This is a genomic window from Rufibacter sp. XAAS-G3-1 (assembly GCF_013623775.1).
Taxonomy (GTDB): domain Bacteria; phylum Bacteroidota; class Bacteroidia; order Cytophagales; family Hymenobacteraceae; genus Nibribacter.
The window spans coordinates 98,798-112,714 of sequence record NZ_JABFAM010000001.1 but is presented as its reverse complement, the minus strand read 5'-3'; the positions used below and the strand labels follow the sequence as shown (position 1 = coordinate 112,714).

Annotated in this window: 8 protein-coding genes; 4 read left to right on the top strand and 4 right to left on the bottom strand. The window is 51.0% G+C overall.

Translation table 11 applies throughout. From position 1 onward, the window contains the following. Positions 1-785 precede the first annotated feature (785 nt). Positions 786-1,925, top strand: coding sequence for an endonuclease/exonuclease/phosphatase family protein (locus tag HHO50_RS00440; RefSeq protein ID WP_181304036.1), 1,140 nt, complete (start codon positions 786-788; stop codon positions 1,923-1,925). 241 nt (positions 1,926-2,166) lie between these two features. On the opposite strand, the gene HHO50_RS00435 is transcribed toward HHO50_RS00440, so the two are convergent. Further along, positions 2,167-3,162, bottom strand: a complete 996-nt coding sequence (locus tag HHO50_RS00435; RefSeq protein ID WP_181304035.1) for a cation diffusion facilitator family transporter — start codon at positions 3,160-3,162, stop codon at positions 2,167-2,169. 575 nt (positions 3,163-3,737) lie between these two features. Here HHO50_RS00435 and HHO50_RS00430 point away from each other — a divergent pair. Beyond that, positions 3,738-3,929: a hypothetical protein gene (locus HHO50_RS00430; RefSeq protein ID WP_181304034.1), complete on the top strand. Its 192-nt coding sequence runs from the start codon at positions 3,738-3,740 to the stop codon at positions 3,927-3,929. 334 nt (positions 3,930-4,263) lie between these two features. Here the strand turns inward: HHO50_RS00430 and HHO50_RS00425 are convergent, their stop codons facing one another. Further along, entirely contained in the window at positions 4,264-4,914 is a 651-nt protein-coding gene (locus HHO50_RS00425) for a response regulator transcription factor (protein WP_181304033.1), read from the bottom strand. Between the two features lie 297 nt (positions 4,915-5,211). On the opposite strand from HHO50_RS00425, the gene HHO50_RS00420 reads away from it, so the two are divergent. Beyond that, on the top strand, positions 5,212-5,574 hold the full coding sequence (locus tag HHO50_RS00420; protein WP_181304032.1) for an STAS domain-containing protein: 363 nt from the start codon (positions 5,212-5,214) through the stop codon (positions 5,572-5,574). A 51-nt stretch (positions 5,575-5,625) separates the two neighbouring features. Further along, positions 5,626-5,961: an STAS domain-containing protein gene (locus HHO50_RS00415; protein ID WP_181304031.1), complete on the top strand. Its 336-nt coding sequence runs from the start codon at positions 5,626-5,628 to the stop codon at positions 5,959-5,961. Positions 5,962-7,167: 1,206 nt separating this feature from the next. Here HHO50_RS00415 and HHO50_RS00410 read toward each other — a convergent pair. Both HHO50_RS00410 and HHO50_RS00405 read right to left on the bottom strand, forming a co-directional pair. Then, complete coding sequence (locus HHO50_RS00410; protein ID WP_181304030.1) at positions 7,168-10,257, bottom strand: PAS domain S-box protein; 3,090 nt, start codon at positions 10,255-10,257, stop codon at positions 7,168-7,170. A 431-nt stretch (positions 10,258-10,688) separates the two neighbouring features. Next, positions 10,689-13,676 (bottom strand): CheR family methyltransferase, encoded by a 2,988-nt coding sequence (locus tag HHO50_RS00405; protein WP_181304029.1) that lies wholly within the window; start codon positions 13,674-13,676, stop codon positions 10,689-10,691. Positions 13,677-13,917 lie beyond the last annotated feature (241 nt).

Sequence of the window (13,917 nt, the reverse complement as noted above, 5' to 3'; positions counted from 1 at the left end):
GAACGTGTGACAGAGACAAGGCAGTGCCTGGTCTCTACGGGTTCCATCATCACCGCTTCTGCTCCTTTCCCCCGTTCCAGTCTTCCCCGAGCGCGCCTCGCTTTTGGCCCTGGACAGACACTAGCTAAGAGCTAATATCTTCTCAGGCCGAAAGGGCAGTGCGGGAGGGGAAGGCGGGGCCTCGCGGTCGTGAGCGCTTACCGCCAAAGATGGAACAATGCAGCACCTACACCCACGAGAAAAGCGGACAAGCCAAGGGAACAGCAAACTGCGTGCACCTATCTCTCCAAGGAAGCCAGTCCCAGGCAAAGGCCAAAGCGCAGAAAGGAACCGATAAGGCTATGAGGCTGATTTAAGGAAAGTAACCGCTTTTTGGAAATAGCCAAGCAAAGAAACCACTTGGTATAGGCTTTCAAAGCCTTGCCTCAAATGTGCCCTGTAAAGAACCGTTTCCGTAAAGAAGAATCACAAGACAGCGGAAGCAAAAAAAGGGCGTTCCACAGTTAATGGAAAGCAATAATTGGTGAGGGATAAACTATATTGAGTCAGTCCACTAGTCTACCTTAATTGTATTTTTGATTGAAGCAAAGAAAGACGATTCCGCGGGAAAGAAAATAAACCGTGAGGAAAGAAATTTGTTTCCAGTACGTTACTCAAGAAGGTTAGTGATGGAAGCTGTTCTCTGGGAGTACTTTGTTTCGTTTCTTTCTGAATATAACTATTTCTAAAAAGGCGGGCTCTTTGTATCTTTAGGCATGGGCAATACCCTCACTCAAGCAAGTACTGTGGCAGGGAAGAAAATCAAAAGAAGCTTCTTGTTTAAACTCATTGTGTTTTTGAACATTGGTGCGGCGGCTTTATTGATTCTCTCCCATGTGGCCTCTTATGTTAGCCCCAGTGTTTTCTGGGTAGCGAGCCTGGTGGCGTTGGCGTACCCGGGGCTGCTGCTGGTGAACATGCTCTTCGTGCTGTACTGGCTTCTGATCAAAAGCCGGGCCTTGTTCATCTCGCTTTTTGCCATCCTCATCGGGTTCGATAACCTGCGCAGCCAGATCCAGCTGAACCTGTTCAAAACCGAAGTGCCCACCAATGCCCAGAAGCTGCGGGTGCTTAGTTTCAATGCCCGTTTGTTTGACTTGTACGAGTGGACTGGTAACCCCCGCACCCGCGACAAGATCTTTGAGATGGTGCGGGAAGAGGCGCCCAACATTCTCTGCTTTCAGGAATTCTACACCTCCAACCGGCCGGGCCGAAACAACCTGGACACCTTGCTGCTCCTGCAAAAAGCCACCAACTCCCACGTAGCCTACACCGAAACCTTGCGCGAAAGCGATCACTGGGGCATTGCCACTTTCAGTACCTACCCGGTGGTGAACAAAGGGAATATCCTCTTCCATGAGGAAACCAACAACCTCTGTATTTTCACAGACCTTAAAGTAGGGGAAGACACGGTGCGGGTGTACAACGTCCATTTTCAGTCTAACCGGTTTAAACGCGAAGACTATGAGTTTCTGGGCAACCCCAACGCCAAACCGTCTAACGACGAGAAAATCATTGCCTCCAGAAACATCATCAGGCGGCTACAGGTAGGGGCTACCAAGCGCGCCCGGCAGGTGAAAGTAGTGGCAGACCATATTGAAAGCTCCCCTTATCCGGTCATCGTCTGCGGCGATTTCAATGACCCACCCGCCTCGTTCACGTATAATAAAATTAGCAAAGGCCTGGAAGATGCGTTCGGGGAAAGCGGCTGGGGCCTGGGGAACACCTACAACGGGCTCTTCTCCGTTCTCAGAATAGACTACCTGCTCCACGACCCGCGCATGGTAGGAACCGGCTATAAGACCATCAGGAAAAACCTGTCTGACCATTACGCCATTGTCAGTGATTTATGGCTGAAAAAGGCAGAGGCCACGCCGAAGGAATAGAATATTCCTGGGAAACCCAACCCGGCTTGGGCTTCCGTCTACTAACCAGTAGGCTATCCCTATTATCACGTTCCTCCTGACAGACCACCCTTGTGGTTGCCCTTTTCCGTTTGCCCTTCTTTTAGCGGAGCGTGCCTAGTGATGGGAGCAGGCGTTTTGCTGCTGTTTTACAAAATAGAGGCCAGAAACGCCTCTAGTGGCACGCTGATTCAATTGGAGCAGGAAACTTTGAGAATAAGTCCTAAAGCGTGTGTTTCTTGTCTGCGCCCACGTTGGCCAGGCTCCATTCCACGCGGCCTACAAATTCGTGTTCGCGTACGTGGCAGTCTGATTTGGTGCAGAGGCGGCAACTGAGGGGCGGAAGGCAAGGATCCAAGTGCACGAAGAGTTCTACCACATCGCCCATCTCCTCGGTGATCATCTCCTGGAGCAGCTCTACCTCTTTGTGGGCCTCTACCAGGTTGAAATACCAGGGCAGGGTAAGGTGGCTGTCTATGTGCAGTTGGCTGCCGTACTTGATCACGCGCATGTTGTGGAGGTCAATCCAGTTCTCGCGGCGACGCTGGTTCAGGACGGTGATAATGCGCTCCATGAGTTCATGGTCAGCCTCGTCCATTACCCCCGAAATGGAATTGCGCATAATGCCGTACCCCGTGTACGTAATGAAAGAACCGAAAATGACAGCCACCACAGAGTCCATCCACAAGATCTGGGTGAAGTAGATGCAGCCCAAACCAATGACCAGGCCCAGGCTGGAGTACGCGTCTGAAAGCAGGTGCTTGCCGTTGGCGATGATGGTGAGCGAATGGTGCTGCGTGCCCCTCCTGATCAGGTACTTCCCGGCCACGTAATTAACCACGCCCGCTACCAGGGTCAGAAGAATGCCCACATCCATTTTCTGGATAGGTTGCGGGTACAGCAGATTGTAAACAGATTTGCAAATAATGGCGATGCCGGCCACGGTTATGAGCGTTCCTTCCAGGCCAGAGGAGATGAATTCAATTTTGCCGTGCCCGTACGGGTGGTCTTTGTCTTTGGGCTTGGCCGCCAGAAAAACGCTGTACAGGGCCACGCCGCCGGTCACAAAATTAATGATGGACTCCAGGGCATCCGTCAGGATGGCGTTGGAATTGGTCAGGAAGTAAGCGCCAAATTTTACACTGAGCAGCACCAGCGCCACTACCAGCATCAGGGCCATGATGCGAATAGAATTTACCGCCGACGAAGTGGAGGTCATAAGATTGCGGGTTAAAGGAGCTTTCGCCTTTCAAACGAGATGAGAAATGAAAGGGGGTGCAAAAGTACTGCTTTTTTTAACCCGCCCCAGCAAAGGACAAGAAGTTGCCGTGTATCTCTTAAAAGAGTTTACAGATGCGCAGAGATAGAAAGGGCAGTTAAGCGCATGTTTCACCTTTGGTTTTTAGGCTGCAAACGGCCATAGAGAGAACCTTCCTTCGCACTTTTATCTCCTTCATAGTGCTGCTACGAGGCTCAAAAACTGCTTGGCCGCCTGGCTCTTGGGCGGTTGAGCCCACAAACCTTAAACTTTAAACATGCCTTAAGCGGTGGGGCTTAGCTAAAAGATAAGGGACAACAGCCAGGAGACCAAAGAGGCGAGTAAACCCAAAAAGAAAAACAGAAAACCTAATACAGGGTGCATACGTGTGGGCCGTTAGTTAAGTAAAGATAAAAATTTTATTTTGTGCAACAAATTCCTTGAATGAATCATATAAGGACTGTTGTGGGAACAGAACCCATCCCCTAATTTCGCTGTCGGTACATAAATTGAATATTTATATCTGGGAAACGTATATGAACACTTCTGTGAAAAAGGCTGTGGCAGGTAAACCTATCGAAAAGTTATTGAAAAACAGCCTGCTACTGCCCGTAGATGCCGGCAGTATCAATGATTCGCTGTCCAGATTGCAGGAGTTGCGCCAAACGTACATTCAAGCGCCCGTTTCCGGCAAAAATGTTCTAAAACTACCTTCGCTCAAGAAGTAGCCGGTTCCTGCCTAAGAAGCATGTTTTATTTTCCTATCCTATAAACAGGCTTTGCTGCGTATCAGCGGAGCCTGTTCCTTTTTTACGGATGTCTTTTGCGGTAGGTAAGTAGGAGGGAAAATGTGATGCCCTAATTGCTTCTTTCTACGCTTTGGCCTCTGCCAAGAGGCCAAAGCGTAGAAAGAAGCTAAAGCGCAAAAAGGAACCAATAGATTGCCTCACTCATGCAGAGCAGAAAACTTGGTAGATAGAAAACGGGTGCTTCGGTTTCAAGGCCGTTTTCTCAAAAGAAGCCCTAAAACCGAAGCACCCGTTTCAAACAAGAGAAGGAAACTTAATCTATCAAGCCTTCCTGAATGGCGTACTTGATTAACGTGGCAGTGTTGCGGGCCTTTGTTTTCTCAATCAAGTGCTGGCGGTGAGACTCAATGGTGCGTTTGCTGGCAAAGAGTTTATCCGCGATCTCGGCGTTGGTGTACCCTTCGGCAATGAGTTTCAACACTTCCATCTCCCGTTTAGAAAGCTCCGGATTGTTCTTGGAATTGGTGCTATGCGTGGCTCCCTCCGGCTGGTTGGCTTTGTTCAGTAAATTAAGCGCCACTTCAGAAGAAATGAAGGAGTTGTCATTGGCCACGGTTTTAATGGCGTGCACCAACTCGTCACGGCCCGCTGTTTTCAAGACATAGCCCATGGCCCCCGCAGATCTGACCTTGTGGACGTAGCTTTCCTGATCCAGCATGGTCAGAATCAAGACCTTGATAGTAGGGTGTTTCTGCTGCAGGTGCTGCAGGGTTTCAAAACCGTCCATCACGGGCATGTTCAAGTCTAGCATGATCACATCTGGGGTAACGGTTTCCAGAAGATCCAGCAGTTGTTGCCCATTCTCTGCTTCCCCAACAATTTGTATAGTTCTTTCAGATTTAAGTAAAGACTTTAACCCATCTCTGATCAGCGTATGATCATCTACTAAGATTACTTTTATCATCACCTGTTTTTATTATATGACTGAGAGGTTAAATAAATTAAGAAATTTTAATTATATCTAATTGTTGCGGGTTTCCTGCCAAAAGGGAGGCAATAAATATAGTACTAATACGTAGTCGCTTTTAATTAGTCTCAACCTTATGAGTGTTTTTGTTATTAATGCCAGATAATCAGTATTTCTACCATGGATTAAATGGAGTATTAATGACCTTTTTTGGGGAGTTACACCTGCCTACTTTTGGAGAAAGGTTGCGCCTGCTCTGGTATTTCGCAAAGAGATAGGACGTTACGGAAGTTAATGGAAATTTACACCCAACTAACAAGCGCAGGTTTACTGGTGTCCATTAAGGGAGCGTTGGACGGGCTTTCTGAAGATAGAGTAAAGAGGCAGTTAACATCTGTGCTTCAGATGGATAGGAAATATCTGCTCCTTGATTTCTCTGGCGTGACCGAGGTGACACCCGCCGGGTTACGCAACCTGCTGCCCTATGTGCAGCAGGTACAGCAACTCAAGAAAGAACTTATTCTTTTTAACCTGGAAGGCAATATTCATGGGCTCATAAATTCCTCTGGGTTTGATTCTTTGGTAAAAGTGGTAGATTCTTTGGATACTGCCATTAAGTATGCTAAAGGCAGAGATTCAGGCGGATATAACAAATAATTAATTTACTTTTTCCCAGAATAATTGCTTACTTTAAATAAAAAAGAAACCATGAACATAGCCATAGAAGAAGAGTCTAACGCGTATATTCTGCGCCTTAGCGGAGAGCTGGATGCCTCTACTTGCCTGGATTTAGACCAGGAAATACAATTGGCTTTGGGCAAACCTATAGAACAACTCTGGATTGACTTTGAAGCGCTATCGTACATTTCTTCGGCGGGGTTAGGGGTGCTCATCTCCCATATGGGAACATTAGAAGACAGAAACATTCCTCTGGTGCTGTACGGCATGAGCGAGCATGTCAGAAACGTGTTTGAGTTGTTGGGCCTGCACCTAATCATGTGCATTGTCCCTTCCAAAAAAGACGCCATCCTGCAGGAAAAGTAAATGCACAAGTGGACTCTACCCTTAGCCAAAAACTTTTCTTTGTTAGATGGTGGTGGAGATAGTTATATTTTTAGACAGCTCTTTTGTCAAGATCTGAGCCGTTCGCCTCTATTCTTCTGCGTGCATTTCTCCACCAGAACAGAAAAAAGTACGCCCGCCTGGTTATCCAATAAGCAACCCCTTGCTTGCCCCAGGTTCTGGATGATCTACCTATTACCCCTCTATTTTCTGGCCTTCACTACCCAGCCAGACTAAAGGAATTTTGCTTGATTTTAGCATGGGCATTTCTGATTATTCTATTACTGTTTTAGGGCTCCTTTTCTAAAAGAAGGCCGAAAACAGCGGCGTGCCTGGTTCCCTTAGCAGGAGATGGCGGAGCGCCAGAACCCATCCCTTCCAGGAGCTACTCATGTAGGGAATAATGAGCGGCCATTTAGTTTCCGAAACCTCTAAAAACCCAACCTGTTCGCCGCTCTTCCGGAGTTCCACTCCGGGAGCAACCTGCCGGGGAGTTCCATTCCCCTTCTTTGGCCCGCGGTTCCCGGCGGAGTGGGACTCCGCCGCAGGCAGGTTCGGGAGTAGAACTCCCGAACAGCAAGGAAAGGATTTTTCCCTACAAGATCAGCCCAGGAGGGGAATACGCTTTTGCAGGAAAATACAGGTAATGCAACATATACAACCACTCACTAGGGCGCAGATTTACTTCCGTGACTTTCTAAGCATCCATAAGTCACGGAAGTAAATCCGCACCATAGTGCCATAGAAAAAGGGTTCCACTTCTTTCCCCCGTTCCAGTCTTCCCCGAGCGCGCCTCGCTTTTGGCCTTAGATGAACCCCCACTAAGAGAGACAGACTTCCCGGGCCGAAAGGGCAGTGCGAGAGGGGAAGACGGGGCCCCGCGGCCGTGAGCGCATACCGCCAAAGATGAAACAGCAAAGTATTTGCACCCACGCAAAAAGCAGCCAAGCCAAGGGAACAGCAAACTGCATGCACATGCTAATAGCCTACACAACAAGCCGACAAGCCTAGGGAATAGCATAAGGCACGCACCTGCCAATCGCAATATCAATAAACACCCAAACCTCTTCCTAAAGCAGCCAGTTCCAGGCAGAGGCCAAACCACAGAAAACAACCAATAAAAACCTCAAAATAAAGAAAAAAAGAAAGGTGTTTTACCGCTGTTTTCTGTAAAACAGCGGTAAAACACTAATGAGGAATGTCAATGGTGATGCACACGCCTTCACCGGGCGAAGAGTCAATGGACATGGTGCCTTGCAGGAGCTTTACCCGGTTCCGGATGGTGGTGAGGCCCATGCCGCGGGAGGCGGATTTCTCCAGACTGTTTTTAGGCATGCCTTTGCCGTTGTCCTGCACGCGCACGCGCACGGCGGTGCCGCGGTCTACCACCTGCACCAGGGCTTCCGTGCCCTCGGCGTGCTTCATGATGTTGTTGAGGAGTTCCTGCACAAACCCGAACAGGTGGGTTTCCAGGCCAGCGTTGGTGGGTTGGTCAAAGCCGGTGATCACGCAGCGTACCGAAAAGGAGTTGGTGGTAAGGCGGGTGGCCATGTCTTTGAGCGCCGATTTGAGTCCGAAGTCTACCAGCACCCTCGGGATTAGCTCGTGGGCCAGGGTGCGGGTTTCTCTGATGGCTTCCTCCAGAAAGCCCGAGACTTTTTTGAGCGGCGTCTTGCTTTGGCTGGTGCTCTGCTGCTCAGTTTCTATTTCTTCCAGGTTGAGTTTGGCGGCGTACAGGAGTTGGGCCAAGCTGTTGTGCAGGGCCTCGGCAATGCGCTTGCGTTCCTCGTTCTGGGTGGAAAGAATGGCGTCCATGACCAGTTTTTGCTGCGACAGACGGTATTGGGTTTCTTCTTTCTGCCGCAGTTTCTGGTGCGTGGTGTCCCGCACAATGCCTAAGACCCCGGTCACTTCTTGGGCGGCATTGTACAAGGGCGTGAGGTTTACCTCAAAAGAGCGGTCTTGGGGTAGAAAGGGCAGTTTGAAAAGCGTTACCTGTTCACCTTGCAGCACCCGCTCCAGCTTCTTTCTAAGCCTGATTCTGCAAGGAGCCGGAAAAAGGGCCTGTACAGGGGTTCCAATCACCTTTTCATGGTCAATAGAAGTCATTTGCGCAAGGGCGCGGTTCCAGGCGGTTAGGTGCAGGTGGTGGTCTACGGCAAGAATGCCGTGGATGTGGGTTTCCAACAGGTTTTCAGAAAACTCTTTCTCTTGCGTAAGTTGGTTCTGAACCTCATGTAGGTCGGTGACGTCAATGCCGAAGGCAATACAATTCTCTTGGTTCTGATCCAGAAACCCGAAGTTCTGGAAGTAGATTTCCTTGCCTTGGTGCAGAAAAGAGGTGGTGAAGGTTTTTACCTGCCCGCCCAGTATTGCTTCAATGTTCTCTTTTAAGCTGGGTAAAGAATCATTGACTATTTTTCCTTTCAGTTCATTGTCATCAATGCCCATCCTTCTAAGGCCGTTGCCTTTTATTTCCAGGTACCTGCCCTCTTTGTCTATCACGGCCAACACCAGAGGCAGGTATTGGAGCAACTGTTCCACGAGCATGTTGCGGTAACGGGCCTCTTCGGCGGCTTGTTTTTGCTCGGTTATGTCTAAACAGAAACCAATGGCTTCGCCAGAGTGGGTGTCCTGAAACAGGTAAACCTGGTGGTGCACTTGCTCACCGTTAACATCAAACTGGGTCTGAGTGGTGACTTTAGGGCCTTGCAAAGCCTGTTTGATCTGGAGATCCAGTTCTGGGTGAACGTGGGCGAGGGTATTGCCTATTATCTGGTGCTCTTGCAGGCCCAAGGCTTTTAATCCGGCACCTCTTGACTCCAGAATGTGGCCGTCTTTGTCTATGCGCCACAGCGTGACGGGCAGGTTTTGCAGAATAGCGGTGACGGTCTCGTGCAGTTGCTTTAATTGCCGGTCTTTCTTCTTTTTTTCGGTTAAGTCCATGGCCACGCCCACCAGTTGGATAGGCCTGCCGGAAGCCCCACGTTTGAAGACCGTTTCCCTAAACATGATGTTGCGCCAGGTGCCGTCTTTGGCTTTAATGCGCACATGAGATTTCAAGTATTCCCCGTCCTTTACTTCGGCAAACCGGTTGGTGCGGTCAAAAATCAGGTGCGCATCCTCGGGGTGGTAGAGGGTGTCCAGCAGTTCGCGGGGGTGGCCTTTGATATCTGAAGGGGTGTAGCCCAGAAAGGTGAGAAAGTCACGGTTGTTGTAGAGGTTGCGGCCTTGGGTAAGATCTTCCACGTACAGAAAATCGGGCATGGCCTCGGCGGTTTTCCTGATGAGCAGCTGGCTTTCCTGGAGCTTTTCATTGGCAATGCGCTGCTGGGTCACGTTTTCAAAGGTGAGCACAAAGCCATCGCCCAGTTTTACGGCCACGCAGTTGAGCCACTGTTCTTGCCTGTTTTCTTTGAAATGGGCGGTAAACGTAGTGGGCTGGCCGGTTTCCACCACGTTCACAAAAGCATGGAAGTGCCCTTCGGTTAACATGGTGGGCATAATCTCGGTGAGACGGTGGCGGCGCAGTTGCTCCAGGGTGTAATCCAGGAACAGCTCGGCGGTTCTGTTCAGCATGAGCCACTCAAAATCAAGCAGGGTGCCTTTGCTGTCGCGGGTAGCCTTGAACACCTGGATGCCGTTGAGCGAAGAATTGAAGATGGCCGAGAGCAACGCCTCTTTGTTGGACAGTTCTACGTGGGCCGTTTTACGCTCGGTTACGTCTACAAACGCAATGCGGCACTGGTCTGTGTCGTTTTCGCGGCGCAGCAGCATGCCTTCCAGCTGGGCATAGAAAACGGTGCCCTCATGGGAGACTACCTGCAGTTCTACGGTCTGGGTGATGTTGCCAGAGAGCAGTACCTTCTGGAAGAAGCCGTAGTAGGCATCAAGGCTGTCTGGGTGCACAAACTGGCTGAACCGGCGCGCCTTCAGTTGGCTCAGGGAAGAGGCCAGCAGTTCTATTCCCTTGGCATTGGCTTCCTCAATCACGCCGTGCTCGTCTAGGGTTACGTACCCAAACGGCGAGTACTGGTACAGGTCATGGTACTTGGCCCGGGCGGCTTCCAGTTCCTGCGTGGCCAGCTGCAGTTGGTGGTTCTGCATCTCCAGTTCTACCTGGTGGATCTGCAGTTCCTGGATAAGCAAGCGCACGTCATCTGGTGACATCTTCTGCACGTCTGCGGCACTCACGGGCTTTTGCGACTTCTCTGCCCGCTGCCGGAGCAGGGAGAAATCATGGGCCATGCCAATGGGCTCTTTCTTCTCGTCACTCATAAGGAAGGTACTTCTGTGTGAAATTGCTACCCAACCAGGCAGGAACGTTACTTTTATACGCTGAAGTTGTTTAGAGTTTCCTGCCTGTTTCATAAAAACAGGCAGGAAACGGCGGCGCCGGCAGCTGCTTGCGGCAGTGTACAGACAAACCACCTGTTTAAGGCCTGTTTTTATGAAAGTAGCCTAAAAACGACAGCCCAGGCAGACGCTGGCACCAGGGTAATTGCTCTAAGAGCTTGTTTAAATTTGAGGTTTGCCAGCGAAAATGGCTAGAGAAAGGTTATGCGAAAGCGTTTTTTGAGCAGCGTAGCAGCGCTACGGTGCGAGAAAAAGGCGAACGCAGGTTCTTTCTATGGCCGTTTGCAGCGCAAAGATGAAATTTAAACAAGCTCTAAATGCCGGTTTATGAAAAACTCTAAACAGGTTCGCGGTTATTTCTCAAATACCTCTATGGCCAGCAGAATCTTGAACGGTTTGTTCTCTGTCTGCTCTACCCGGCGGGTGTTCAGAATCATTCGGCGGTACCCCAGTACCGGGAACTCGTGTTCCAGGGGCTCGTTTTTGATTTCTTTGCCTTCTTTCAGCACTTTGTTCATGAGGTCTCTAAGCCTGGGAATGTCCCACTGGCCATTGCCCAGGTGGTAGAGCCACTGGCCTTTCAGCTGCTCTGGGATGAGCTGGAACGTTTGGGCGAAGGCGTTGCTGGTGCTCTCTACGCGTAGTTGCCCGTCTAGCACCACCAAGGGCTGCTGAATGATGTCAATGATGTTGGCGGCGTACAGGCTGGTGGCGGCCACGCTTATTTCCAGGTCTTTGAAACTGGTGATGTTGGTGAACGTGACCACCGCGCCGTCTATGAAATTGTCGGCCGTGCGGTAGGGGAGCACCCGCATGGAGTACCACTGCTGCTCGTCTTTGGTTTGCAGGTGCACTTCTTTGCTGCGCAACCGGTCCAGCACTTCTTTCACATCTTCCTGAAAGTTCTGGTACTTGAGGTTGGAGGCAATGTGCGTGATGGAACGCCCAATGTCTGCCCTGATGAGGTTGAATATCTGGGTGGCCTGCGGCGTGAAGTTTCTGACGTTCAGGTCGTTGTCCAGGAAGATGGTGGCCACCTCGGTGCTGTCCAGCAGGTTTTTCATGTCATTGTTGGAGCTGATCAGCTCTTCGGCCTTGAGCTGGTACTGGAGGTTGATGGTCATGAGTTCTTCGTTCAAAGACTGCATCTCCTCTTTGTTGGTCATGGCCTCTTCATTGGTGCTTTGCATTTCCTCATTGGTGCTCTGGAGTTCTTCATTGGTAGACTTAAGCTCTTCCAGCGAGGAGTGCATTTCTTCAATGGTGGTTTGCAGGCGCTGTTTGGTGTAGAGCAGTTCCTTTTCCAGTTCGGCTATGCGGGCGTCTTTCTGCGAGGCTTCTTCAGCGGAGTATTTGCGCCCTTTGAGGGGTTTGGGCGGGGGCATGTCTTCCAAGGCCACCATGAACATATCCGTCAGCAAGTCTGCTTCCTGCAACGGGGTCACGGTCACTTTCACGTACTGGTTGCCGTGGTCTGTTTTTACCAGAATGCCTTGGCCTACGGTTTGTTCATGCAGTACCGCCGCCCGACTCACCAGGTTGTTCAGTTCAAAGGAGAGGCCTTCCCGGGCCATCTCAAACATATTTAGGTTGGCCTGGCCCTGGGCCGGCTCCAGGTATTTGCCGGTGCGCCCGTGTACGTAGTAAATGTTGCCTTTAGGGTCTATAATTAAGGTAGGCGGGGCAAACTGTTGCAGCAGCACGCGTTGTACTACCCGGCTCAGGTTGCTTTCGCGCTTCACGGCAGGGGCCTGCGTTTCTGGTAATGGTTTCAAGGTTGGGAAAGAAGTAAAAGAGAAAGGGAATTCTGTGAGGCGCGTCACCGGCACGGTGCTCTCATCACGGCGCGATATTTTCCATTTGGTGTCTAGGGCGGTAAACATATCTGGGAAGCCCGAAAGCGTTTCTGAGGGGCCCAGGAACAGCAGTCCGTTGGGGTTGAGCGCGTAATGGAACACGGGGAACAGCTTCTTTTGCAGTTCCGCGGAAAGATAAATGAGCAGGTTGCGGCAGGAAAGCAGGTCCAGCTTGGTAAAGGGAGCGTCACGGTTAAGGTTGTGCACCGCAAACACCACCTTTTCGCGCAGTTCTTTTTTGACCGTGTACTCGTTGTCTGCGTACGTGAAAAAGCGTTTCAGGCGCTCTGGCGAGACATCGGCGGCAATGTTTTCCTGGTAGCAGGCGGCCCGGGCCTTGTCAATGGCCACGGGGTCAATATCTGTGGCGAACAGCTGTATTTTCAGGTGCTTGCCCCGTTTCTCTATCGCCTCCTGCAGCAGAATGGCAATGGAATACACTTCCTCGCCGGTAGAGCAGCCCGCTACCCAGGCCCGTACGTAGTCGCCGTCTTGCTTGTGCTGGAGCAACTGGGGCAGGTATTGTTCCTCCAGCAGGGCAAAAGCCTCGGCATCCCTGAAAAACTTGGTTACCCCAATGAGCAGTTCCTTGAAGAGCTGCTCCACCTCCAGCGGGTTGTCTTGCAGGTACTGCACGTACTCAGAGAACTGGGTAATCTGGTGGCTGTTCATGCGCCGCTCAATGCGCCGGAAAATGGTGTTGCGCTTGTACTGCGAGAAATCATGGCCCGTTTTGTCCCGGATAAGGTCAAAGATCTTCTGCAACATCTGGGTAGACCTATGTGACTCTATGAGGGTACTGCTCTTGACGGTGGGCATCTTGGCGTACGCCAGCAGCTTGTTGGGCATTTCCTCTACGGGCAGCACGTAGTCCACAAACTCGGTTTTGATGGCGTTGCGCGGCATGGCGTCAAAGCGGGCGGTGCCGGGGTCCTGCACCATCACCATCCCAAAGTTCTCCATGATCATTTTCACGCCCATCGTGCCGTCTGCGCCCATACCCGACAGGATGGCCCCAATGGCGTGCTCGCGGCGGTTGACGGCCAGGCTCTGGAAGAAGAAGTCAATGGGCATGCGCTGGCCGTTGGGCAGTTCTGGGGCTACCAACCTGAAATGGTTTCTTTCCAGCGCGGTTTCTTTGTGCGACGGCACCACGTACACATGCTCTGGTTCTACTTTAAGGCCATCTGTCACCTCCTGCACGGGCATGGTGGTGTAGCGCCTGATAATCTCGGTCATCATGCCTTGCTGCGAAGGGTCCAGGTGGGGGACTACCACGTAGGCCATGCCGGTGCCCGCCGGCAAATGCTGGAAGAACGCTTCAAACCCTTCCAAAGAACCCGCAGAACCGCCCAAGGCCACAACCTGGAAATCTTGGCTGGGTTTGTCAATCGGGACAAGCTCCTTATGAAACGCCTTCGGCTTGGCCCTCTGGGAATCTGAAGGGGTAGGGGCCCTCGGGTTCCCTGTTTCTGTTCTCTCCATATCGTCTGTACGTAAAAGGAAGCGCCTGGTCTCTTGCCGGTTAGGGCCTGCACAAGATCAACAACGCCGGGGTGGGCGGCATAGACCGGTACGTGGCCTTTCCTTCACTTTTCAAGATACACTAAATACCCCGTAAACTCTCAGGAATGCGGTTTGCCCGCCAGAAAAACCGCATTAATACGTAGCCGGGCCTCATAAATACTTTAACGGTCTAAAAAGAAATTTGCGGGGAGAAGAAAAT

Coding starts and splice junctions, on each gene's coding strand:
- HHO50_RS00435 (WP_181304035.1), bottom strand. CDS start 3,162: ATGACCTCCACTTCGTCGGCGGTAAATTCTATTCGCATCATGGCCCTG.
- HHO50_RS00430 (WP_181304034.1), top strand. CDS start 3,738: ATGAACACTTCTGTGAAAAAGGCTGTGGCAGGTAAACCTATCGAAAAG.
- HHO50_RS00425 (WP_181304033.1), bottom strand. CDS start 4,914: ATGATAAAAGTAATCTTAGTAGATGATCATACGCTGATCAGAGATGGG.
- HHO50_RS00420 (WP_181304032.1), top strand. CDS start 5,212: ATGGAAATTTACACCCAACTAACAAGCGCAGGTTTACTGGTGTCCATT.
- HHO50_RS00415 (WP_181304031.1), top strand. CDS start 5,626: ATGAACATAGCCATAGAAGAAGAGTCTAACGCGTATATTCTGCGCCTT.
- HHO50_RS00410 (WP_181304030.1), bottom strand. CDS start 10,257: ATGAGTGACGAGAAGAAAGAGCCCATTGGCATGGCCCATGATTTCTCC.
- HHO50_RS00405 (WP_181304029.1), bottom strand. CDS start 13,676: ATGGAGAGAACAGAAACAGGGAACCCGAGGGCCCCTACCCCTTCAGAT.